The sequence below is a fragment of the Bordetella bronchialis genome (assembly GCF_001676705.1).
In the GTDB taxonomy this organism is placed as follows: domain Bacteria; phylum Pseudomonadota; class Gammaproteobacteria; order Burkholderiales; family Burkholderiaceae_B; genus Bordetella_C; species Bordetella_C bronchialis.
In genome coordinates this window covers 3,467,509-3,491,058 of sequence record NZ_CP016170.1, presented here as the reverse complement: position 1 = coordinate 3,491,058, position 23,550 = coordinate 3,467,509, and the positions used below count along the sequence as shown (strand labels likewise).

Below are 23,550 nucleotides of genomic sequence, written 5' to 3'. Positions count from 1 at the left end.
CGCAAGGGGCGCGGCGCCCGCGGCGGACAGGGCCGCCTTGCGATGGCAGCCCGATCAGCGGCCCGTCTGCCAGCCGCCGCCCAGCGCCAGGAACAGCGTGATCTGGTCATTGGCCAGCTGCGCCTGGGAAGCGGCCAGCGCGCTTTCGTTGCTGGCCAGCGTGCGCTGGGCGTCCAGCACGGTCAGGTAGTCGGTCTTGCCATACCGGTACAGCGTGGTGGCCTGGCTGGCGGCTTCGGCGCTCTGGTCGCGCGCCGCCCGCAGGGCGGCATCGCGATCCAGTTCGCGGGCATAGTTTTCCAGGGCGCTTTCGGTTTCGCGCAGCGCGTTCAGCACGGTGGCGTCGAAGCGGGCGTACGCGGCGCGGGTGCCGGCCTCGGCTTCGGCAATGCGCGCCTGCACCGCGCCGGTGTTCGGCAGCGTCCAGGAAATCAAGGGGCCGATGCTCCAGGAGAAGGTGCCGGCATCGCCGAAGTATTGCGCCGGGCCGGCCGATCCCGCCGACAGGCCCAGCGTGATCTTGGGATACAGGTCCGCCGTCGCCACGCCGATGCGCGCATTGGCGGCCGCCAGGCTGCGCTCGGCCTGGCGGATATCGGCGCGGCGGCGCAGCAGCGATGCGCCGTCGCCCACGGGGATGGGCTGGCGCAGGGCCGGCAGGGCGGCGCAGTTCGCCAGTTGCGGCGGAAACTGCGCCGGGGTGTCGCCCGTCAGGGTCGCCAGTTGGAACAGCGCCGTGCGCCGCTGCGCCTGCAGCGGCGGCAGATTGGCGCGCAGCTGTTCGAGCTGGCTGCGCGCGCGGGTGACATCCAGCGTGGTGCCGCGGCCCAGGCGCTGCAGCCGCTCGGTGGCCCGCAGGGACTCGTTCTGCACATCGACGGAATGCTGGGCGGACGCCAGCTGCATGCCGGCCGCGCACGCGGTGGTGTAGGCGCGCGTGGTCTGCGCGGCGACGGCGGCGCGCGTGGCATCGTAGGCGGCCTGCGCGGCGTCGCGGTCGGCGCCCGCGGCCTCGATGGCGCGGCGGATCTGGCCGACCAGGTCGACCTGATACGAAATGCCGGCACTGCCGCTGTACGACCAGGCATTGGGCGGGCGGTAATCCGGCGCCAGTTCCTGCACGCCGGAGACATGGCCGTAGGTGGGCGACGCATTCACGGTGACGCCTGGCCGGGTCTGCGCGCGTGCCTCCCGCAGGACGGCGTCGGCGCGTTCCAGGTTGGCGGCGGCCACGCGCAGATCGGTATTGGCGTCCAGGGCCTTGGCCACCAGGGCATTCAGCGCCGCATCGTCGTACAAACGCCACCAGTCGCCCGGTACGGCCTGGGCCAGGAAGGTCTTGCCGTCCTGCACGCCCGCGAATGGCGCGGAAGCCTCGGGCCGATTGACCACGGCTTGCGCCGGCACATGGTAATCCGGTCCCACGGTGGTGCAGGCGGCCAGCAATGCGATCGCCGCGGCGGCCAGGGCGGTGCGCAGCGTGCGCGGGGCGTAACGGTTCTTCGACATCATGCCGCCTTCAGAACGCCTGGCCCGCTTTCCGGGTACTCGCGGCCGCCGGGGCCGGTGCCCGCTCGGCCAAGGCCGGCCTGCCCGCCGCCGCGTCGCCGATTACCGACACCGTAGCCGTCTGCCCCGCCACCAGACGCACGCCGTCGGGCACCTCGTCGATGTGCACGCGTACCGGGATGCGTTGCGCCAGCCTTACCCAGTTGAAGTTGGGATTGACGTTGGGCAGCATATTCGCCGACGCGGTGCGGTCGCGGTCGGCGATGCCCAGGGCGATGCTTTCCACATGGCCGCGCAGGACGCGCGGTTCGCCCATCAGCGCGATCGTGACGCCGTCGCCCTCATGGATGCGCGGCAGCTTGGTCTCCTCGAAATAGCCTTCCACATAGAAGCTGCCGGAATCCACCACCGCCATGACGGGGCGCCCCGCGGACGCATAGGCGCCCACGCGCAGGTCCAGGTTGGTGACGCGGCCATCCGTGGCCGCGACCACGCGGCTGCGCGCCAGGTTCAGGCTGGCAATGTCCAGCGATACCTTGGCCTGCGCCAGGGCCGCCTCGGCCTGTTCCACGCGCGTCTGGCTTTGCTCGCGGATTTCCGCCGACACAAGCTGTCCCAGTTCGCGATTGCGCCGCGCGTCGCGGCTGGCCTGTTGCAGCGCCACCGTCTGCGAACCGACGGCGGCCTTGGCCTGGTCATAGGCCAGCTGGAAGCGGGCGCGATCGATCTCGAACAGCACATCGCCGGCCTTCACGTCCTGGTTGTCGTGCACGGGCACCGCCGTGACCAGGCCGGATACGTCCGGCGCGACCTGGACCACATAGGCCTTGACGCGGCCGTCCCGGGTCCAGGGCTCCAGCTCGTAGTGCGCCCATAGATGCCGGCCGGCGATGATGGCGGCGACCACGAGCAGCGCGGTAACGATGAACCGGGCCCATGCAACGGGACCGGGCAGGGTAGGGACCTTCATGAGACTCTCGAGAAAATGTGCGGTGAAATCCAGACCACGCCGTACAACAGCACGACATAGAGCGCCAGGTCGAACAAGGCGGGATGCCATACCAGGCGGTAGATGCCGGTCAGCGCCAGCAGGCGGCGGACGAACCAGGACACGCCCAGCGTAAGCACGGCCAGGACCAGCAGCCAGGGCAGGTAGATGCCGTAGAAACTGACTTCGCCCGTCATGCGCGGCCTCCCGGGTCTTGCGGCGCCGAGGCCGGCGTCGCGCCCGCCAGCACGGGGGCGTAGTCGGATGCCTGGGGGAACAGCCCGCGCCGCAGGCCCACCAGGGCCACGATGGCGCGCTCGCGCGCGGTGCCGGCCGGCGCGGCATTGACGCGCGACAGCGCCTGGTCCAGGCGTGGCAGGAAGACCTCCGGGATCGCGCCGTTTCCGCGGATGCGCGCGCGGAACCAGTCGCCCAGGCAGGTCAGCACGGGACGGATCGCGGCATCGGCCACGGGCAGTTCCCGCCGGGCCCGCTGCAATTCCGCGATCTCGTTGCCGATGCGCAGGTCCAGCAGGGTGTCTTCTTCCACGGGCGCCTCGTCGCGGCCGCGCACGGCCAGCCGGGTATGGAGCAGCCCGATGCGGTCCAGCATGCGCACGGTGTAGCTATTGCCCGCGGGCGGCCGGTCGGCGGAGGCCATGAAGGCGAGCTCGCGCCAGTTGGCGGCCTGGATACGCCGCGCGCTGTACTCGGCGCTGATCCGGCGCAGCAGGGCGGCAACCACGGCGGCGCTGCCCACGCCGATGATCTGCGCGATCATCGTGTCCGCGAAGGACACGATGTCCGCCGTATTCGTGTCGTGCAGGGCCAGGGTGCCCGATATGCCGAAGAACACCGCCATGGCCTTGCCCATATGCGCCGGCCGCGCGATATAGACGCCGCAGACGAAGCACACGGGGAACATCGCCAGCGCCACCATCTCGAAGGAATGGACCGCCGGCAGCACGGCCAGCAGATAAATGGCCGAGATCGGGATCGACACGACGGTGTAGACCAGGAACTGCCGGATGCCGGGCACGGGATCGTCCTGGGTGGCGAAGAAGCAGCTGAAGATGGCCGCCATCATCGCGGCCGTGGCGCCGTTGGTCCAGGCCGTGCCGATCCAGAAAGCGCACACGGCGCCGATGGCCACCGCGGCCGATACCGAAGACAGCAGCGCGATGCCATGATCGTGGTGCAGGGCACGGTTGGAAGTCGCCGCATCGCGCGACATGCGGGCCCGGGCGCCGGACAGGCCGGCCTGGATGTCGCGCCGCAGGGCGAAGCCGCGCTCGCAGTGGCCGATGAGTTCGCGCAGGCGCGCGGACAGGCTGACCAGCAGCAGATCGTGCCAGCTGGCGCCGGCGTCCACGTCCGGCGCCAGCCGCGCCGCCCGCTCGCGCAGCGCCGCGGCCTGCATGCGGTCGCCGCGCGGACCGGCTTCTATCCAGGCCAGGATATCGTCCAGCAGGCCCGGCAGTTCCGCCGGCAGCGGCTGCCCGGAAGCGCGCAGCGCGCGCAGCCGGTCTTCCAGCGACGATATGGTCGGGGTGAGCGCCGCCATGCGGTCCTGCATCGCCATGACCGAACCCGACGTCCAGCGGATATTGCCGGTGTCGTAGGGCACGTGGGAGGAAAGCAGGCGCAGCTGCGTGATGTCGTTGGCCAGGGCGCGACGGTCCTTGGCGCTTTGCGAGGCGGTATCGCCGCGCAGCGCATCCCGTATCCAGACGCGGGCATCGCGCAGCGCCTGGTCCAGTTTGCCGACGACGGCGCCGCCGATGCCGCGCGGCAGGATAAGGATGTGCGCGAGCATGGCGCACAGGATGCCGGCGGTGATTTCCTCCACCCGCGCCAGGCCCGTATCGAACACGGTCTCGGGCGCGGTAACGCTGGGCAGCCCTATCATGGCGGCGGTGTAGCCTGCCAGCATGAAGAGATACGAACGGGGCGTGCGGTCGAGCACCGCCAGGTACAGGCACACGCCTACCCACAGCGACAGGGCCAGCACCATCAGCACCGGATAATTGGCGAGCCGGGGAACCAGGTAGACCACGGCCGCGCAGCCGAAGAACGTACCGCCCAGCCGGAACACCGCCTTGGAACGCACCGCGCCGGCCCAGGGCTGCGACACGATATAGGCGGTGGTGACCGCCCAGAACGGCCGGGGCAGGTCGATCGCCATGGATAGATAAAGCGCCGCCATCGCGCCGATGTAGGCCTTGATGGAAAACAGCGCTTCTTCCGCCGTCGGCAGCTTCATTGCCCACGCTCCTTGCCGGCGCTGACCGGAATGGGCTGGATGTGGGCCAGCGATGCCTTGATGCTTTCGAATACGCGGATGCAGGCTTCCGCATCGGCGGCGTCCACGCCCTGGAAGACCTGGCGGCGCAGGCGCACCAGCATTTCTTCCACCCGCTCGCGCAGCGCGTGGCCCGACCGGGTCAGGTGCAGGGTCTTGGCGCGGCGGTCCAGCGGATCCTCGCGGCGCTCGATCAGTCCGGCGGTTTCCAGCTGGTCGACCACGCGTACCAGCGAGGGGCCTTCCACCCCCATGGCCTCTGCCAGCACGCCCTGGCGCACGCCGTCGCCCAGGCGGCCGACCCAGATGACGGGCCAGGCGGTGGCCTGGGACAGGCCGTAGTCGGCCAGGGCCTTGTCGGCCGCGGCGCGATAGGCGCGGTGTATGACCAGCAGGTGGCCGGTCAGGGCCGCGAGGCGGGCGTCGGAGGGCTTTTTCATGGAAACGATTATAAGCTAATTATTAGGATCCTATCTAATCAGGCGCCCGTGGAAAACTGTTTTCCGGCACCGGGTGGATGCCGCGGCGGCGTGGCGGCGGGGCGCATCGGCGGTCCTCCTTGAAGAGACATCGGTCGTCCTGCTCGATGGAAATCGGTGGCCCGGCCCGAAGCAGCATCATCGGCCCCGTTCGAGAACGCATGAGGACGGCGCGGCGAGACTGGACACCGTCCGCGCGCGGCGATGCCGCATGCGGTCCGGTCCGGACCGCATGCGGCATGCCATGCAGGGGGAAGCGCGGCGTCAGCCGGCGGTCAGCAGCGCGACGGGGTAGTCGGCCAGGGCCTCGGCCAGCGGCAGGATGCTGTCGGCGCCGACACGCCGTTCGCGGCCGCTGAGCGCGTCGCGCAGCAGCGCGCCGGCATAGCGGTGCGGCAACACCACGGCCGTGGTGTCCCAGAAGCCGGGATCGATGCGCGGCAGCCCGGTTGCCGGCGCGGAGGGATCGTCGCCCGCTTCCGTGCGCAGCGCCTGCCCGCACAGCCGCGGCGCCAGCACGAAGACGCAACGGTCGTCCAGGCAACGGACGAAGGCCAGGATGTGCGCCCCGCGCGAGCCCAGGATGGGCAGCGGTACGTAGCCGCCCTGTTCGAAGACGTCCGCATGGTCGCGCCGGGCCTGCAGCGCGCCGCGGACGATGGCCTGCTTCAGCCGCCCATCGCGCCAATTGACCAGCAACTGCTCGGGGTCGGCGGCGTCCGGCGCATCCAGCGCCGCCATGCGCGCCGCGTAGTCGACCGGCGTGCGGTTGTCCGGATCCACCAGGCTGAAATCCCAGAACTCCGTGCCCTGGTAAACGTCGGGCACCCCGGGCACCGTCATGCGCAGCAAGGTCTGCGACAGGCTGTTGACGATGCCGGCCGGCGCGATGCGGGCGGCGAAGGCGGCGATTTCCCGGGCCGGCGCGTCGGCTTCCGCCGCCGGCAGCAGCAGCTTGCGCAGGACGTCCTCGCAGGCGCCTTCGTAGGCCGCGTCCGGTACCACCCAGCTGGTGCGCAGCTTGGCCTCGCGCAGCGCCTTCTGCTGCCAGGCGGATACCCGGTCGCCGAAGGCCTGCAGCCCGCTTTCGTCATCCGGGCGCAGGGTCAGCGGCCAGGCCCCGACCAGGGTCTGCAGCAGCATATACAGGTCGGCGGGATGGGGCGCCAGCGCGCCGTTGCCGTTGTAGGTGGCCGGCACATGGCGGTTCATCCAATCCATGACGGTGTCCGACCAGAGGGCCGGAAATTCGCTCAACGCGGTCAGCCGCGCGCGGGTGTCCTCGCCGCGCTTATGGTCATGCGTCGCCGTGGCGACCATGGCATGGGGAAAGTGCCGGCCGCGCGATGCGCAGCGGCGATGGAAGACATCCGGCGCCATGCTGAACAGCGCCGGATCCGCGCCGACCTCGTTGCGCGACAGGAGCCGTCCATAGCGATAGAAGGCGGTGTCCTCCAGCGATTTGGCCGTCAGCGGCGGCGTCAGCTGCTGGAAGCGGCGGATGGCTTCGCGCCGCGCGGCGCACTCCTCGGCCGGGAAGTTTTCCGGCGCTTCGCCGCCCAGCCAGCCGGACACCAGGTCCAGCAGGGGGCCGTCGTCGCCGTCGCGATCCAGCCGTATGCGCGCGTGGGCCTGCGTGGCCGCGTGGTCGAAGCGGACGCGGTCCATGTGGTGCCAGCCGCGCTCGTCGGCGTAGATGCGATATACGGGGAAGACCGCCAGCAGGTCCCACAGCACGCGCTGGATCGCCGATTCGCCCCAGTCGCGGGTGCGCGGATCGAGCCGCGCCACCCGATGCAGGGCGCGCGCCGCGGCCAGGCGCTCGGCGGGGAAGTGGCGCAGCATCATCAGCTCGCGCGCCTCGCCGGCCACGGCGGAAAACGGCCGTGGATCGCGGGCGATGCTTTCCCACAGTTCCGTCAAGGTCTGCTCGCCGGTGGCATCGTGCAGCACCGCGCCGACCTGGCTCATGAAGTCGTAGCCCGTGGTGCCGTCGACCTGCCAGCGGTCATCCAGCGTTTCGTCGTCGGCCAGGATTTTCTCGATGACCAGGTAGGGATCCTGCCCGCGCAGCTCCGCCGGCCGCTGGCCCACGCGTTCCGCCAGGGCGGCGCGCAGCCGGCTGCAATAGCCGATGGGGTCGCTCAGGCCGTCGACGTGGTCCACGCGCAGGCCGTCTATGAGTCCTTCGGCGTAGAAGCGCAGCACCATCTCGTGCACCGCGTCGAAGACCTTGGCCTGGTCCACGCGCACGCCGATCAGGTCGCTGATCTCGAAGAAGCGGCGCCAGTTGATCTCTTCCGGCGCGGCGCGCCACCATGCCAGCCGGTAGTGCTGCCGTTCCAGCAAGGCGTGCAGCCGCGCACGCCCCGCGTCCGTGGCGGGATCGTAGTCGGCCAGCGCGCCGGGGTCGCCGGGACCGTGCGTGCGCAGGCTTTCCGGGTTCAGCGGATACCGCGTGCCGTAGACCTCCAGATGGAAACGGCCCGCATCGTGGCGCAGCTGGATGGCGCCTTCGGCCAGCGCCTCGCCGTAGGGCTTGCCCAGGAAAGGCGCGAGTACCTTGCCGTGCAGTTCCGGGTCCACGCTGTGCCACGCGATGTCGAACCAGCCGGCATGCGGGCTGGCCTGCCCATGCTCCAGCACGCTGTGCCACCAGGGGTTGTCCGTGCTGGTCGCCATATGGTTGGGCACGATGTCGACGATCAGGCCCAGGCCGGCCTGCCGCGCCGTCGCGGCCAGCTCGCGCAGGGCCGCTTCGCCGCCCAGTTCGGGATTGACCTGGGTATGGTCCACGACGTCGTAGCCGTGCTGCGAGCCTGCCCGCGCGCGGGTGATGGGCGAGAGATAAAGATGGCTGACCCCCAGCCGGGCGAAATAGGAAACCTGGCTGCGTGCGTCGGCCAGGGTGTAGTCCTTGTGCAATTGCAGCCGGACGGTGGCGCGCGGCGCGGTCATGGCGTGCTCCGGGTATCGGCGATGGCGGCGACGCGCTGGCGCACGGCTTCGCTGTCGAACATCTGTCCCGCGTCCGCGCCCAGGCGCCGCCGCCAGTTGGGATGCTGGTCTATGGTGCCCGGCAGGTTGGGTTGTTCGTTCAAGCCCAGCAGGTCTTCCGCCGGCACCAGCATCAGGGGCGATGGGGTATGGGAGACGAAGCGCAGCACGTCGGGGATGGGCGCCTCCTGCGGCGGATCGTGCGGCGCTTCGTGCGGCAGGCATCCGGCCTGCCGCAGGGCATGCCACAGCGCGCCGCGGTCGCGGGCGCGCTGCTCGTGCATGGCGGATTCGGTTTCGTCCTCGCCCAGCAGGCCCAGCCGGGCGCGCCAGCCGATGTCCGTGCCGGTCCACCATCCCGCCACCGTGGGCAGGTCGTGGGTGCTGGTCATGGCGACGGACGAGGCCGGCCAGGACCGCGGGGGCTGGAAGGGCGTAGGATCGCTCCAGCCTTCGCGCTGGAACCAGAGGATGTTCATGCCCAGCATGCCGGCGCGCTCGATGCGTTCATTGAAGCCTTCCGGCACGGTGCCCAGGTTCTCGCCCACGACGATGGCGCGATGGCGCCAGGCCTCCAGCGCCACCAGGCGCAGCATGTCCTCCAGCGGATAGCGCAGGTAGGCCCCGTCCTTGGGCGAGGCCTCGCGCGGCACCAGCCACATGCGCGCCAGCCCCAGCACGTGGTCGATGCGCACGCCGCCGGTGTAGGCCAGCGCCGCGCGCAGCATTTCGCGGAAGGCGGCATAGCCGTTCAGGCGCAGGGAGCGCGGCGAAAACGCCGTCAGGCCCCAGCTCTGCCCGAGCGGGTTGTAGACGTCGGGCGGGGCGCCGGGCGAGAGCTCGGCCAGGATGTCGGCCTGGCGGCTCCAGGCATGGCTGCCGCCGGGATCGGTGCCCACGGCCAGGTCGCCGATCAGGCCGATGCCCATGCCGGCGTCGCGGGCCGTGCGGTGCGCCTGTTCCAGCCCGCGCGCCGCCAGCCATTGCAGGAAGATATGGAAGGCGACGTCCTTGTCGTGCGCATGGGCCCAGGCCCTGACGCCGGCGCCCGCGGGATCGCGCAGGTCGGCCGGCCAGTGCCGCCAGTCCGTGGCGTCGCCCAGCGGCGGCAGGTGGCGCGCGTGCAGGGCCTCGAAGCGGGCGTGGCTCTCCAGCGGTTCGCCGCCGGCGCGGCGGAAAAGATCGAAATCGGCGTGCAGCGCCGGGCTGCCGTCGGTGCGGAATTCATCGTAGAGCCGCCGTAGGAGCTTCATGCGCAGCCTTGCGACGGCGGGCCAGTCCACCAGTGGCAGGTCGTCCAGGCGCATGATTTCGTCGCCCAGGTTCAGCGCGCGCAGGGCGGCGCCGACGGCGGCTTCGCCCAGCAACTGGCAGGGGTCGGCATACAGGCTGTTCAGAAACAGGCGGCTGGACGGCGCGTAGGGACTGTAGCGGCCGGGATCGGCCGCGAACATCGCATGCACGGGGCTGATGGCGATGGCCTGGGCGCCACGGGCCGCCGCCGCGCCGGCCAGCTGGGCCAGCGCGGTGAAGTCGCCCAGTCCGGGCGCGCGGGCCGGCTCGGCGCCGTGCGCGCGGCGCAGGCTGTAGAGCTGGGCCGCCACGCCCCAGGCGCGCGGCGCGGCGCTTTCCAGTACGTCGCCCACGCCCGGGCAGCGCTGCGGCGCCACCGCCAGCGTCCATTCGCGGCCGTCGCCGTGCAGGCGATAGTACCCGGGGGTATCGAGCCCGGGCAGGTGCGCGCCGCTGTCGTCCATGCCGTGCGCAGTCAACCCGCGCGCCTGGCCATCTTCATCGACGAGTTCGAAACGCGTGTCGCGCACCCCCCGCAGGACGATGGGCGCGCCGGCCTCCACGATCCTGAAACCGTCGTGCTCGTCACCCTCGTGCGCGAGGCGCTCCAGGCTTTCGCGGATCTGCGCCACGCCGGCCGCCGGCAGTTCCAGGGCCTGCAGCAGGGAGCGGACGACATCGTCGCGCACCCGCTGCGGGCGTCCTCGCGCGTCGGTCCATTCGACGGCGATGCCGGCCCGGTCGGCCAGCATGGCCAGGGCCTGATGTTCATCCGAGGGGATGGCTGGGCTGTTCATGCCAGTTCCTTCAAGAGGGCCACCGTGACACCGTGCTGCAGCAAGCCATCGTACAGGGCGCGCCCGGCCCCTGTCTCGCTTTCGAAAAGCAGCATCTCCTGGCCGCGGTCCTCCTGCAGCCAGTCCGGCCGCACGTCCACCGATCCCAGGTTCACGTAGATGGAGAGGACGGCGCCGTCGCCCAGCAGCCATTGCGCCACCACGGCGCGCAGCCCCAGGACGTGGGCGCCCAGGGAGTGGGCGCCCTCCAGGTGCGGCACGATCACGCGCTGGCGCAGCTGGAGCAGGGTCTGGTAGTAATCCAGCCAATCCGGGTCGGCCGGCGTCCGGTAGGGGTCGGACTGCGCATAGGTGTCGGGGTCGTTGGGATCGGGGATGCGGTCCCGGGTGGCCGGATGGGCGAAGGCGCAGAAGTTCTCGAACTCCTTGCGCCGGCCGTCGCGCACCGCCTGGGCCAGCTGCGGATCGGCATGGCTGGTGAAGTACAGGAAGGGCGTCGCCGCGCCGCGCTCTTCCCCCATGAATATCAAGGGAATCTGCGGGGAAAGCAGCAGCAGCGCGACGGCCGCGCGCAGCGGCCGGATATCGTTGCGCAGCAGGGCGGTCAGCCGCTCGCCCATGGCGCGGTTGCCGATCTGGTCGTGGTTCTGCAGGAACAGCACGAAGGACGTCGGCGGCAGGTGGGCGCTGGGTTCGCCGCGCGCCACGCCGCCGCGATGCTGCGAAGGCTCGCCCTGGTAGACGAAACCGTCCGTCAGCGCCCGCGTCAGCCGTTGCGCCGGATGCAGGGCGTAATCGCCGTAATAGCCTTCGCTTTCGCCGGTCAGCAGCTGGTGCAGCACGTGGTGGCCATCGTCGTTCCACTGCGCCTGGTAGCCGTGCTCCAGCGGGTGAACCTGGTTATCGTCGTTCTCCAGCACCAGGTGCACGATGCGGTCGCTGGGCAGATGGGCACGCACGAAGCCGGCCATTTCCTCCAGCCAGCCGGTATCGCGGATGGCGTGCACGGCGTCCAGCCGCAAGCCGTCGAAGCGGAATTCGCTCAGCCAATGCAGGGCGCTCTCGGCGAAGAACTGCCGCACCGCGCGGCGCCGGAAGTCGATGGCCACGCCCCACGGCGTGTGGATGTCGGAGCGAAAGAAATCGCCGGCATAGGCGGACAGGTAATTGCCGTCCGGCCCGAAGTGGTTGTAGACCACGTCCAGGAACACCATCATTCCCAGCCCATGCGCGGTGTCTATCATGCGCTTGAGCTCATCCGGCGTGCCGTAGGCACAGTCCGGCGCGTAGGGCAGCACGCCGTCGTAGCCCCAATTGCGCGGGCCGGGAAAATCCGCGATGGGCATGAGTTCGATGGCGGTGATGCCCAGCTCCGCCAGCTCCGGCAGGCGGGCCTCGATGCCCGCATAGCCGCCCGCGATGCCGGCATGGAGCTCGTAGATCACCGTCTCGCGCCAGGGGCGGCCGCGCCACGCCGTGTTGTGCCAGGCGTAGCCGTCCGGCCCGGTGACGACGCTATCGTCGTGCACATCGCCGGCCTGCAGGCGCGATGCCGGATCCGGCACGGCCAGATCCGGCGCGACACGATAGCGGTAACGGGTGCCGGGCGGGCAGGGCGTCTGGATTTCATGGAAGCCATCGCCCACTTCCGTCATGGGCAGGGGATCGCGGCCGGCGATCTCCAGGGTCACGCCGTGCTCGGCGTTGGGCGCCCAGATGCGGAACCGTGTCAGCCCGTTGGGCAGGTGCCAGGCGCCGAAACCGGGCGTGAAGGAAGGGCAGGCGGGTTCGACCCCGGATTTGTCCGTCTGGGCGGACGTATGGGTACTCGTGATCATTCGTGCTCCCTGGTGCGGGGGTATCCGCTCAATAGCGCTATGCCGTGCGCGTGTACGGTCACGTGGTGCCCATGCACGTTGTGCTCGGGCACCTCCGGCCGAGTAGAGTCGGCCAGCATGCGCCACGTCATGTCGTGCGGCAGCGCGAAGGAAACATCGCTGCCGCTGCCGTTCAGCAAGGTCAGCGTGACATCGAAGCCGTCGCGCGTGCCTATCGCCCTACGCAAGCCGAGGGCCCGGCCTTCCGCGTCGTGCCAGGCCGCGCCCGTCATGGGGTGTCCGTTGACGTCGAACCAGGTCACGCCCGCCATGCCGGGGGCCGCTTCCTGATGGGCGTTCATGTACAAGGTGCTGCGCAGGCTGGGGTGGTTGCGCCGGCAGGCCGCGATGCGGGCGACAAAGGAAATCAGGTCGCGGCCTTCCTGGCTGTCGGCCTGGTCCCAGTCCAGCCACGACACCGCGTTGTCCTGGCAATAGGCGTTGTTATTGCCGTCCTGGCTGTTGCCGAACTCGTCGCCCGCCAGCAGCATGGGCGTGCCGTAGGACAGCAGCACGGTGGCCAGCAGCGCGCGCTGGACCCGCCGCCGGACGTGCTGGATCTGCGGGTCGTCGGTAGGGCCTTCGACGCCCCAATTCCGGCTGCAGTTTTCGTTGTGTCCGTCGCGGCCGTCCTCCAGGTTGGCCTCGTTGTGCTTTTCGTTGTAGCTGACCACGTCGCGCACCGTGAAGCCGTCGTGGGCCGCCACGAAATTGATGGAGGCCCAGGGCCGCCGGTGGCGCCGGTCGAACAGGTCGCTGGAGCCGGCCAGCCGCTCGGCCAGGTTGCCGCGCTGGCCCGGATCCCCGCGCCAGAAACGCCGCACGGTATCGCGGAACTTGTCGTTCCATTCCGCGAAGCCGGGCGGGTGCTGCCCCAGCTGGTAGCCGTCCGGGCCGATGTCCCAGGGCTCGGAGATCAGCTTGAGCCGCGACAGCGTCGGGTCCTGCAGGATGGCGTCGAAAAAGCCCGAGCCCGGATCGAATCCCGTGCCCTCGCGCCCCAGCGTCACGCCCAGGTCGAAGCGAAAGCCGTCGATGCGGTAGGACGTTGCCCAGTGGCGCAGCGAATCCAGCACCATCTGCAGCACCCGCGGATGCGACAGGTTCACGGTGTTGCCGCAGCCGGTGTCGTTGATGTAGTAGCGTTCCTCGCCGGGAATCAGGCGGTAGTAGCTGGCGTTGTCCAGGCCGCGCCAGGACAGCGTCGGGCCGAGTTCGTTGCCTTCGCAGGTGTGGTTGTAGACCACGTCCAGGATGACCTCGATGCCGGCCGCCTGCAGGCGGCGGATCGCGATGCGCAGTTCGTTGGGATCGCCCTGCGGCAGATAGGCGGGCTCGGGGGCGAAGTACGACAGCGTGCTGTAGCCCCAATAGTTGCCCAGGCCTTTTTCCACCAGGAACTTATCCTGCAGGAAGGCCTGGACCGGCAATAGCTCGATGGCCGTGACGCCGATCTTGTGCAGGTGGTCGATGAAGCGCGGGTTCGACAGCGCGCTGACCGTGCCGCGCAGATGCGGCCAGATGTCGTCGCGGCGCATCGATACGCCGCGCACGTGGGCCTCGTAGATCAGGGTGTTTTCCCACGGCACGCGGGGCCGGCGCGTTTCACCCCAGTTGAACGTATCGTCGGTAACCACGCCCTTGGGCATGGCGGGCGCGCTGTCGCGCCGGTCCGGCATCAGGTCGCCGCGCGCGTGGCCGACGCGATAGCCGAACAGCGCGTCGGTCCAGCGCAGCGGCCCCAGCAGCTGCCTGGCGTAGGGGTCGAGCAGCAGCTTGTGCGGATTGAAGCGATGGCCGTTCTTGGGATCGTAGGGCCCGTAGGCGCGGTAGCCGTATACCAGGCCCGGCGTGGCGTCCGGCAGGTAGCCGTGCCAGATTTCGTCGGTGCATTCCGGCAGCGGCATGCGGCGGATTTCCTTCCTGCCGCGTGCGTCGAAGATGCACAGGTCGATACGGGTGGCGTTGGCGGAGAAAACGGCGAAGTTGACACCCAGCCCGTCGCTGGTGGCGCCCAGGGGGTAGGGCAGGCCAGGCGAGAGCCGGTCGGGAAGCGGACCAGGCATGGTCGGTCTATCCTTGGTATTCGAGTATCACCGTGCCCAGCGGGGGCAAGATCAGCGACAGCGACTGCGCCTGCCCGTGCGCCGCGATGGCTTCGGTACTGCGTCCGCCGCCGTTGCCGACGCCCGACCCGCCGTAGTCGGCGGCATCGGTGTTAAGACGCTCGCGCCACCAGCCCGGCCGTGGCACGCCGATGCGGTAATCGTGGCGCGGGACGGGCGTGAAGTTGCACACGGCCAGCACATGCCGTTCGCCATCGTTGCGCATGTAGGCGAACACGCTATTGCCCGCATCGTCGCCCACCACCCAGCTGAAGCCGCCGGGATCCGTGTCGTGCCGGTGCAGCGGGGGCAGCTCGCGGTACAGGTTGTTCAGGTCCCGCACCAGTTGCTGCACGCCGCGGTGCAGCGGGTCGTCCAGCGCCGGCCAGTCCACGCTGGCATCGTGGTTCCATTCCGCCGGCTGGGCGATTTCGCCGCCCATGAACAGCAGCTTGCGTCCCGGATGGGTCCACATGAAGCCGAAGTAGGCGCGCAGGTTGGCGAAGCGTTGCCAGCGGTCGCCGGGCATCTTGTTCAGCAGCGAGCCCTTGCCGTGCACCACTTCATCGTGCGACAGCGGCAGGATGAAACGTTCGGAATAGGCGTACACCATGCCGAAGGTCATGTCGTGATGGTGATAGCTGCGGTGGACGGGCTCGTGGTGCATATAGCGCAGCGTGTCGTGCATCCATCCCATATTCCACTTATAGGTAAAGCCCAGGCCGCCGTCTTCCGGCCGCGCCGTCACGCCGGGCCAGGCGGTGGATTCCTCCGCCACGGTGATGGCGCCCGGGCACAGCCGCGTCACGGTGGCGTTCATGTCGCGCAGGAAGTCGACGGCTTCCAGGTTCTCGCGTCCGCCGTAGCGGTTGGGTATCCATTCGCCCGCGTTGCGGCTGTAGTCGCGGTACAGCATGGAGGCGACCGCATCCACGCGCAGCGCGTCCACGTGATATCGCTGCAGCCATTCCAGCGCGCTGGCGATCATGAAGTTGCGCACTTCGGTGCGGCCCAGGTTGTAGATCAGCGTGTTCCAGTCGGGATGGAAACCTTCGCGCGGATCGCTGTATTCGTACAGCGCCGTGCCGTCGAACTCGACGAGACCGTGCGTATCGGTGGGGAAGTGGGCCGGCACCCAGTCCAGGATCACGCCCAGGCCGGCGGCATGGCAGCGGTCCACGAAGCGGGCGAAGTCGGCCGGGGTCCCGTAGCGCGCGGTCGGCGCGAAAACCCCCAGCGGCTGGTAGCCCCACGAGCCGCCGAAGGGGTGCTCCATGATGGGCAGCAGTTCCAGGTGGGTGAAGCCCATGTCCTTCGCATAGGGCACCAGCCGGTCGCCCAGGCGCTGCCAGACGTTTTCCTCGCTGTCGCCATCGCGCGGCAGCCAGGATCCGGCATGCACTTCATAGACCGAGATGGGCGCGTCGTGGGCCTGCCGTGCCGCGCGGGTGGCCATCCATTCGTCGTCGGTCCAGCTGAAGGGCTCCGGCGGCGGCACGACGGACGCCGTGGCGGGCGGCATCTCGGTCTGCCGCGCCAGCGGATCGGCCTTCAGGGGCAGCAGCTGGCCGCCCGCGCCGACGATCTCGTACTTGTAGCGCTCGCCCGCCTGCAGCCGTGGAATGAACAACTCCCAGATGCCGGCGCCGTGCCGCAGCCGCATGGGATGGCGGCGCCCGTCCCAGGCATTGAAGTCGCCCACCACGGAAACGCGGCGCGCGTTGGGCGCCCACACCGCGAAGCGCACGCCTTGCACGCCCTGGACGGTCATCACGTGCGAGCCCAGGCAGTCCGCCAGGGCCTCATGGCGGCCTTCGCCGATCAGGTACAGGTCCAGGTCGCCCAGTAGCGGACCGAAGGCGTAGGGATCTTCCGTTTCCTGTTCGGCGCCGCCCCAGTCGATGCGCAGGCGATAGGCGGACGGCTCGCCCAGGGGCAGATCCCCGGCCTCGCCCATGAAGAACCCGTCGCGGACCTGAGGCAGTTCGGCCGCGCCGGCCGCGCCGTCGCGCACCAGGCTGACGCGCCGCGCATGAGGGGCCAGGACGCGCACCACCGTGCGCGTGTCCTCCCGGTGCGGGCCCAGGATGCGGAAAGGATCGGCATGCCGGCCCGAGAGCAGGGCCTGGATGTCCCCGTCCAGGGCATCGGCAGGCGTGGTGGAGGTGGGAGCAGACGTCATAAAACCGGTATTCCTATTCAGCGGAGGCTGGCCCCACGGCGGTTTCGGGGGCGAGCAGGCGATCGGCCAGCGCGGCCAGGCCGTTCAGCGGGATGCTGACCCAGTCAGGGCGGTGCGCCGCCTCGTACGCGATTTCGTAGGCCGCCTTTTCGATCAGCGAGAGATCGATCAGCGGGTCCTCCTGGCTTTCATCCATCCATCGGGTTTCCGCGTGGCGCGCGACATCGCGGTAGGCGGACAGGAAGGCCCGGTTGGCGACTTCGCGGAAGCGATCGATCAGGTCGCGGCGCCGATGGCGCAATACCGCTTCGGCGGGCTGGACCTCCGTGCCCGCGGCTTCCACGTCGCCGAAGCCGTTGGCCACGGTGGCGGCGGCGTAATCGAAGGAACGCAGCAGCCCGGCCACGTCGCGCGACGCGCTGCTCTTGGCGCGGCGCTCTTCCAGCGGCCGCGCGGGTTCCCCCTCGAAGTCGATGATGTAGGCGTCGCTTTGCGCCACCAGTACCTGGCCCAGATGGAAATCGCCGTGGATGCGGATATGCAGCGTGCCGACCTCGTGGCGCGCCAGTTCCTTGACCGCTTCCACGAGTTCGTCGCGCCGGTCCACCAGGCGCCGCGCCTTGTCGGCGCAGGCCGTCTCCAGCCGGTCGACGTTTTCTTTCAGGAGCTTCAGGCCGCGGTCCAGCATGGCGACGACGTCGGCGGCACGCTTGCGCGCGTCGGCCTCGGTGGCGCGATGCGGCTCGAACGCGGGATCGTCGATGGGTTGCGCCATGGTGGCATGGAGCTCGCCCAGCCGCCTGCCGATGGCGCAGGCGAAAACCGTGTAGCCCTTCAGGTCTTCGTCGTAGTCCTCCACGGTTTCCGCGGTAAGCGCCGCGGCCTCCAGCGTGCGCTTCAGGTACTCCAGGGTCCAGGACCAGGCGTCGCCCTGGTTGGTGATCATGCCGTGCATCAAGGCCAGCGTATGCGGCGTGCCGTCCTCGTTCACGCGCACGATTTCGCCCAGCAGGGGCGCGCTATTGGCGTAGCCGGCTTGCGTCAGGCGGCGCGTCATCTCGGCTTCGGGATGCACGCCGGGCACGACGTGGCGGATCAGCTTGAGCATGGCCACGCCCGCGATGGTCATGGAGCTGTTCGACTGTTCGCCTGTGAACCAGCTGACCTCGGCGTCGGCCGGCAGGTCCAGTTCATCCAGGCCCGGTTCACCCCTGAAGTGCAGCACGCAGGGCGGATGGGCGCGCGGTACCGGCAGCTCCAGCCGTTGGCGCAGGCCGCGCACCAGCGCGTTGATGAAGGAGGGCAGCGTGTAGGCGTCGGTCAGCATGCCCATCTCGGCGCCGCGGCGCACGCGGGCCAGCGCATATTGCTGCGCCATGGGCGGCAGGGTTTCGCTCCAGATCAGCGCCACGGGCAACAGGAAGCGGGCGGGCTCGCCGTCGAAATCCATTTCCAGTTCGGCGATGAAGCACTCGTATTCCGTGTCCTTCAGCTGTATCGCGTAGGCGGCCTGCGCGAAGTTCACCTTGCGGTCCTTCGGGAACCAGCGCTGGCGCGCCAGGTACAGCGGCAGCACATCCTGGCGCAGCGAGCGCACCGCGCCCTCCGTCAGGTCGTAGCCGGTGCGCCCGCGCAGCACCAGGGTGTAGTACTCCGGCATCTGCTCGGGGAAGGTCGCATGCCAGGACGGCGGCGAGGCCACCGCGCTCAGTTCGAACCAATAGAACCCGTAGGGCGGCAGCGTCAGCAGATAGGGCAGTTCGCCGATCGCGGGGAAGGGCGTCCCGCCCAGCAATTCGACCGGCACGCGGCCGTTCATGCTGGACAGGTCCAGCTCCACGGGCTGCGGCGCGCGCGACAGATTCGCCACGCACAGGATGGTCGTGTCCTCGTATTCGCGCAGATAGGCCAGGATCTTGCGGTTGCCGGGAAACAGGAAGCGCAGCGTGCCGCGGCCGAAGGCGCGCGTCTGCCGGCGCGTGGCCAGCATGCGGCGTGTCCAATTCAGCAGCGAATGCGGATCGCGCTGCTGGGCTTCCACATTGACGGCTTCGTAGCCGTACAGCGGCCCCATCAGCGGCGGCAGCGGCAGGCGTTCCGGATCGGCGCGGGAAAAACCGCCGTTGCGGTCCGGCGACCATTGCATGGGGGTGCGCACGCCGTCTCGATCGCCCAGGTGCACGTTATCGCCCATGCCGAGTTCGTCGCCGTAATAGATCACCGGCGTGCCGGGCATGGAGAACAACAGGCTGTTCATCAGCTCGATGCGGCGGCGGTCGCGCTCCATCAGCGGCGCGAGCCGGCGGCGGATGCCCAGGTTCAGCCGCGCGCGGCGGTCCGCCGCATAGACGTCCCACAGATAGTCGCGCTCGCTACTGGTGACCATCTCCAGCGTTAGCTCATCGTGGTTGCGCAGGAAGATGGCCCACTGGCAGTTCTCCGGAATATCCGGGGTCTGCCGCATGATGTCGGTGATGGGAAAGCGGTCTTCCCGCGCGATGGCCATGTACATGCGGGGCATCAGCGGGAAGTGGAAGGACATATGGCATTCGTCGCCCTTGCCGAAGTACTCCTGCGCGTCTTCCGGCCACTGGTTGGCTTCGGCGAGCAGCATGCGGCCGGGGTAGTCGGCGTCCAGCGTGGCACGGATCTTCTTCAGGACGTCATGCGTTTCCGGCAGGTTCTCGTTATTGGTGCCCTCGCGTTCGACCAGGTAGGGCACGGCGTCCAGGCGCAGGCCGTCCACGCCCATGTCCAGCCAGTAGCGCATCACCGCCAGCACTTCCTTCAGGACCTGGGGGTTGTCGTAGTTCAGGTCGGGCTGGTGCGAATAGAAGCGATGCCAGAAATACGCCCCGGCCACCGGATCCCAGGTCCAGTTGGACTTTTCCGTGTCCAGGAAGATGATGCGCGTGCCGGCGTAGGCCTGGTCGTTGTCCGACCAGACGTAGTAGTTGCGGGCCGCCGATCCCGGCTTTGCCTGCCGCGCCCGCTGGAACCAGGGATGCTGGTCCGAGGTGTGGTTGACCACCAGTTCCGTGATGACGCGCAAGCCTCGCGCGTGCGCCGCGCGGATGAACTTGCGTACGTCGCTCAGCGATCCGTAGTCCGGATGAACGCCGCGGTAATCCGCGATGTCGTAGCCGTCGTCGCGCCGCGGGGAAGGATAGAAAGGCAGCAGCCAGATGGTGTTGACCCCCAGCTGCGAGATGTAGTCCAGCTTTTCGATCAGCCCGGCGAAGTCGCCGATACCGTCATTGTTGGCATCGAAGAACGATTTGAGGTGCAGCTGGTAGATGACCGCGTCCTTGTACCAGAGCGGATCGTCGCGGTCGGGGGTGTTGACGGTGCTGTCGGTCATGGTGTTCTTCGCTTGTCGCTTGCGTGTCTCTATGGTTTCCACGGGCGCTCAAGCCATGCCCGCGACCCGCCAGATCCGGTAGGGTTGTCCCGGATGCAGATAAATGGTCTGTTGCCTGCCTTGCCAGGACTGGCGGCCGCCGTCGATCAGGTCCTCGGCATAAAGCGTGCCGTGATCGGGCAGGCCGAACTCCCACAGCGGCAGGTCCACCGTCGCCGTCTGGGCGCCGAAGGGATCCAGGCTGATCGCCACCAGCATCACGTTATCGCGCTCCGGCGTGGCCTTGGAAAAGAACAGTACGCGGTCGTTGTAGGCGGTATGGAAGCGCAGTCCAAGGTGGCTGTGCAGCGCGGGATTGGCGCGGCGAATGGCATTGAGCTGGGTGATCTCGCGCACGATGTTGCCGGGCCGGTCGTGGTCCCAGATGCGGATCTGGTACTTTTCAGAGTCCAGGTACTCTTCCTTGCCCGGCACGGGCGTGGCCTCGCAGAGCTCGAAGCCGTTATAGACGCCCCACAGTCCGGACAAGGTCGCCGCCAGCGCCGCGCGGATCAGAAAGCCGCCGCGCCCGGAGGCCTGCAGGAAGCGCGGATTGATGTCCGGGGTGTTGACGAAGAAATGCGGCCGGAAGAAATCCGCCGGCGGCGGCGCGTTCAATTCGGTCAGGTATTCGGTCAGCTCCTGCTTGGTGTCGCGCCACGTGAAGTAGGTGTACGACTGGGTGAAGCCCACCTTGGCCAGCCGGTACATCATCTTGGGCCGCGTGAAGGCCTCGGAAAGAAAGATGGTTTCCGGATGGCGGCTCTGCACGTCGGCGATCAGCCATTGCCAGAAGGGCAGGGGCTTGGTGTGCGGGTTGTCCACGCGGAAAACGCGGATGCCCTGCGCCACCCAGAACAGCACGACGTCGCGCAGCGCGCGCCACAGCGAAGCCTGGCGGGACGCGCCCGCCTGCGGGCCGTAGAAATCGACGTTGACGATGTCTTCGTATTTCTTGGGCGGGTTTTCCGCGTACTTCAGCGAGCCATCCGGACGCCAGTCGAACCATTCCGGATGTTCCTTCAGCCAGGGATGGTCCGGCGAGCACTGGATGGCGAAGTCCAGGGCGATTTCCAGTTCGTGGCGGTGCGCTTCGTCGATCAGGCGCTTGAAGTCGGCCAGCGTGCCCAGCTGGGGATGCAGGGCATCGTGGCCGCCTTCCTCCGCGCCGATGGCATAGGGGCTGCCGGGGTCGCCCGGTTCGGCGCGCAGGCTGTTGTTGCGGCCCTTGCGGTTGCGCCGCCCGATCGGGTGTATGGGCGGAAAGTACAGCGTGTCGAAGCCCATGCCCCGTATGCGCGGCAGCTGGCGGATGACATCGTCGAACGTGCCATGGCGCGCGGGATCGTCGGTCTGCGAACGCGGAAAGATCTCATACCAGCTGGAGAAGCGCGCGGCCGGCCGGTCCACCGTCACGCCGTATTCCACCGGGGTGGTGGTTTCGAAGGGCCGGGCATCGGCCTGCCGCATGGCTTCGGCGGTGTCGTCGGCCAGCAGTACGGCGACTTGTTCGGGCGTCGGCGCGGCGAATACGGGCGGCGGCTCGGCGTCCGCCTTGCGGCGGCCGCGGCGCGGCTTGGGCGCCTCGGGTTCGTGGCCCAGCACGCGCAGGGCATGCTTGAGCACCCGCGCCGCCGGGCCGTCCTCCGGCAGGCGTTCCAGGGCCTGCGCGATGGCCTGCTTGCCCTCGGCGGTTTCCAGGGCCACGTCCACGCCGGCTTCGTGCTTCTTCCGGTAGCCCTCCGTGAAGGAGTGCCACGTATCGGACCACGCCTGGATAGCGAAGTAATGCCGGCCGTTGCGGCGCGGGGTGAAGCGGCCCCGCCAGCGGTCGTTGTTGACCAGGGCCATGGGCTCGCGCTGCCACTCGCGCTCGTCGGCCGCGCGCCATAGCAGCGCCACCGCGATGTGCTCGTGGCCGTCCATGAAGACGTCGGCCTCTACCGTGATGGGCTCGTCGACGACGCGCTTGACCGGAAAGGCGCCGTCATCCACGGCCGGCGTAACCCGTTCGATCACCGCGCGCGGCGCGCGCATCGCCGCCGTCACGGATGTGCGGCCCTCGTCGGAAGCGGGCACGCGCACCGGCGGCAGCCGGCTGGCGCCCAGTTGCAGAATGGCGCCGGGGCCCAGGCGCTCCGGCAATTCCCGCGCGGGCTGGTCGGCATCGCAGATGTCCAGGCGCGCGTAGTTGTCGGGCAGGCGGCTGCCCAGCGTTTCCCAGTCGACGGGGACGTCGCGATGATCGTCGGGATTCAGCACCACCAGCCGTGCCGGGGTGCGGCTATTGCCCGTCAAGGCGAAGGGCCGGCCGTCGCCGCGGAACAATGCTGTCACGGGAGACAGCGGCCCCAACAGGCTGAGCAGGGGCCCGACCGCGCCGGCGGTGCGTGCCAGCCATTGGTTCGCGCGGGCGACGTCGCCGTGCAGCGACGGATGGGCAATGCCGGTGTCCGGCATGTCGGCCGTCCTGCGCTTGCCGGCGCCGCCAGCGCTGTCGCCTTGGCCGCCGGACTCCCTGGCATACCATTCCTCGGAATCGCCATTGCCGCCCTGCAGCGCCAGGGGCTCGGTGGCGCCGTCCTCGAATCCCATGGGGACCAATATCCCGGCGTCGCCCACCACCGCGGCGGTCCAGAGGGCGCGCACCGCATTCAGATAGCGGCCCTGGGTATCGTGGCGCCATGCCGCCACGCGCTTGGCATAGGGCGCCTCGGCCGCCGCGATCACCGGCGCCACGGCGCGCAGCCGGGCGTACTCTTCCACCAGCCACGGGGAGCGGTAATCCCACCATGGCAAGGAAGAAAACACGCCGTCGAATCCCGCGCCTGCCAGTTCGCCCACCTGCGCGGGGTTCAGGCCCGGTGTCCAGGCCAGGAAACGGCAGTCCGGACGCACGGCGCGCACGCCTTCCATCAGGTCGCGCCACTCCGCCGCGTCCAGGCCCTGTGGCGACAGGCAACGGAAGCCCGCCACGCCGTTCTGCACCCACAGGCCCAGCCGCTCGACCCAGCCGGCGACATAGCCTTGCGGCGCGCGGCCGCCGTCGCGTCGCAGCGGCAGGGCATGGCGCTCTTCCAGGGGCTTGCGCGGGTCGCGCAGGGCGTCGACGCCGCCGGGATCGGTATACCAGTCGGGATGGGCAGCCGCCATCGCGCCGCCGGCCGCCACGCGGTCCAGGACCACGTCCACCATTAGCGACAGGCGGTGGCGGGCGCACAGGCTGGACAGGGTCGCCAGGGCCTCGTCCAGGGCCAGGTCGCCCAGGGACGGGTTCAGGCGTTCCGCGTCCGCGGGCACGTAAGGGTTGCCTTCGGGATCGGGCGCCCACAGGGGAGCGACCATCAGCGTGTCGAAACCCAATGCCTTGGCGCGCGCGCAGATGGCCGGCCAGCGCCCCGCGGCAGTGTTGGACAGGGTGCCGGCGAGCACGGGATGGACGTAATAGATGCGCATTGATGGGCTCGTTGGAAAGTCTTATTGAACGGTGAGCGGCACAGGGGCCGAGCCGCCGTGGCTTCGCAAGTGCAGGGCCCGGATGCGGCGGCGCGTGGCGCCCCGGGCAGCCCCGCGGCCATCGCCAACCTGCGGCCAGCCGGCGCCCGCGCCGGCATGGCGACG

Annotated in this window: 12 protein-coding genes; all 12 read right to left on the bottom strand. The window is 69.3% G+C overall.

All coding sequences use genetic code 11. The features are described from left to right. Positions 1-54: 54 nt before the first annotated feature. Complete coding sequence (locus BAU06_RS15355; protein ID WP_066359121.1) at positions 55-1,509, bottom strand: efflux transporter outer membrane subunit; 1,455 nt, start codon at positions 1,507-1,509, stop codon at positions 55-57. A 10-nt stretch (positions 1,510-1,519) separates the two neighbouring features. Further along, positions 1,520-2,479, bottom strand: a complete 960-nt coding sequence (locus BAU06_RS15350) for an efflux RND transporter periplasmic adaptor subunit (RefSeq protein WP_066351101.1) — start codon at positions 2,477-2,479, stop codon at positions 1,520-1,522. Continuing rightward, positions 2,476-2,694, bottom strand: a complete 219-nt coding sequence (locus BAU06_RS15345) for a DUF1656 domain-containing protein (protein WP_066351095.1) — start codon at positions 2,692-2,694, stop codon at positions 2,476-2,478. The genes BAU06_RS15350 and BAU06_RS15345 overlap by 4 nt, the downstream gene beginning before the upstream one ends. Beyond that, on the bottom strand, positions 2,691-4,760 hold the full coding sequence (locus BAU06_RS15340; protein ID WP_066351091.1) for an FUSC family protein: 2,070 nt from the start codon (positions 4,758-4,760) through the stop codon (positions 2,691-2,693). The genes BAU06_RS15345 and BAU06_RS15340 overlap by 4 nt, the downstream gene beginning before the upstream one ends. Next, on the bottom strand, positions 4,757-5,239 hold the full coding sequence (locus tag BAU06_RS15335; protein ID WP_066351088.1) for a MarR family winged helix-turn-helix transcriptional regulator: 483 nt from the start codon (positions 5,237-5,239) through the stop codon (positions 4,757-4,759). Before BAU06_RS15335 ends, BAU06_RS15340 begins: the two co-directional genes overlap by 4 nt. Positions 5,240-5,542: 303 nt before the next feature. Continuing rightward, entirely contained in the window at positions 5,543-8,236 is a 2,694-nt protein-coding gene (gene treY, locus BAU06_RS15330) for a malto-oligosyltrehalose synthase (protein ID WP_066351086.1), read from the bottom strand. After that, positions 8,233-10,365 carry a 4-alpha-glucanotransferase gene (gene malQ / locus BAU06_RS15325; RefSeq protein ID WP_066351083.1) on the bottom strand — a complete coding sequence of 711 codons (2,133 nt, stop codon included), beginning with the start codon at positions 10,363-10,365 and terminating at the stop codon, positions 8,233-8,235. Before malQ ends, treY begins: the two co-directional genes overlap by 4 nt. After that, on the bottom strand, positions 10,362-12,203 hold the full coding sequence (gene treZ / locus BAU06_RS15320; RefSeq protein ID WP_082993714.1) for a malto-oligosyltrehalose trehalohydrolase: 1,842 nt from the start codon (positions 12,201-12,203) through the stop codon (positions 10,362-10,364). Before treZ ends, malQ begins: the two co-directional genes overlap by 4 nt. Next, complete coding sequence (gene glgX / locus BAU06_RS15315) at positions 12,200-14,308, bottom strand: glycogen debranching protein GlgX (protein ID WP_066351079.1); 2,109 nt, start codon at positions 14,306-14,308, stop codon at positions 12,200-12,202. The genes treZ and glgX overlap by 4 nt, the downstream gene beginning before the upstream one ends. A gap of 7 nt (positions 14,309-14,315) precedes the next feature. After that, complete coding sequence (gene glgB / locus BAU06_RS15310) at positions 14,316-16,529, bottom strand: 1,4-alpha-glucan branching protein GlgB (protein WP_066351073.1); 2,214 nt, start codon at positions 16,527-16,529, stop codon at positions 14,316-14,318. A 13-nt stretch (positions 16,530-16,542) separates the two neighbouring features. Continuing rightward, positions 16,543-19,890 carry a maltose alpha-D-glucosyltransferase gene (gene treS / locus BAU06_RS15305; protein WP_066351068.1) on the bottom strand — a complete coding sequence of 1,116 codons (3,348 nt, stop codon included), beginning with the start codon at positions 19,888-19,890 and terminating at the stop codon, positions 16,543-16,545. Positions 19,891-19,938: 48 nt separating this feature from the next. Then, positions 19,939-23,385 (bottom strand): alpha-1,4-glucan--maltose-1-phosphate maltosyltransferase, encoded by a 3,447-nt coding sequence (locus BAU06_RS15300; protein ID WP_066351066.1) that lies wholly within the window; start codon positions 23,383-23,385, stop codon positions 19,939-19,941. Positions 23,386-23,550: the final 165 nt, after the last annotated feature.

What these genes read in the sequence shown, in the direction of transcription:
- BAU06_RS15355 (WP_066359121.1), bottom strand. Translation starts at nt 1,509, where the DNA reads ATGTCGAAGAACCGTTACGCCCCGCGCACGCTGCGCACCGCCCTGGCC.
- BAU06_RS15350 (WP_066351101.1), bottom strand. Translation starts at nt 2,479, where the DNA reads ATGAAGGTCCCTACCCTGCCCGGTCCCGTTGCATGGGCCCGGTTCATC.
- BAU06_RS15345 (WP_066351095.1), bottom strand. Translation starts at nt 2,694, where the DNA reads ATGACGGGCGAAGTCAGTTTCTACGGCATCTACCTGCCCTGGCTGCTG.
- BAU06_RS15340 (WP_066351091.1), bottom strand. Translation starts at nt 4,760, where the DNA reads ATGAAGCTGCCGACGGCGGAAGAAGCGCTGTTTTCCATCAAGGCCTAC.
- BAU06_RS15335 (WP_066351088.1), bottom strand. Translation starts at nt 5,239, where the DNA reads ATGAAAAAGCCCTCCGACGCCCGCCTCGCGGCCCTGACCGGCCACCTG.
- treY (WP_066351086.1), bottom strand. Translation starts at nt 8,236, where the DNA reads ATGACCGCGCCGCGCGCCACCGTCCGGCTGCAATTGCACAAGGACTAC.
- malQ (WP_066351083.1), bottom strand. Translation starts at nt 10,365, where the DNA reads ATGAACAGCCCAGCCATCCCCTCGGATGAACATCAGGCCCTGGCCATG.
- treZ (WP_082993714.1), bottom strand. Translation starts at nt 12,203, where the DNA reads ATGATCACGAGTACCCATACGTCCGCCCAGACGGACAAATCCGGGGTC.
- glgX (WP_066351079.1), bottom strand. Translation starts at nt 14,308, where the DNA reads ATGCCTGGTCCGCTTCCCGACCGGCTCTCGCCTGGCCTGCCCTACCCC.
- glgB (WP_066351073.1), bottom strand. Translation starts at nt 16,529, where the DNA reads ATGACGTCTGCTCCCACCTCCACCACGCCTGCCGATGCCCTGGACGGG.
- treS (WP_066351068.1), bottom strand. Translation starts at nt 19,890, where the DNA reads ATGACCGACAGCACCGTCAACACCCCCGACCGCGACGATCCGCTCTGG.
- BAU06_RS15300 (WP_066351066.1), bottom strand. Translation starts at nt 23,385, where the DNA reads ATGCGCATCTATTACGTCCATCCCGTGCTCGCCGGCACCCTGTCCAAC.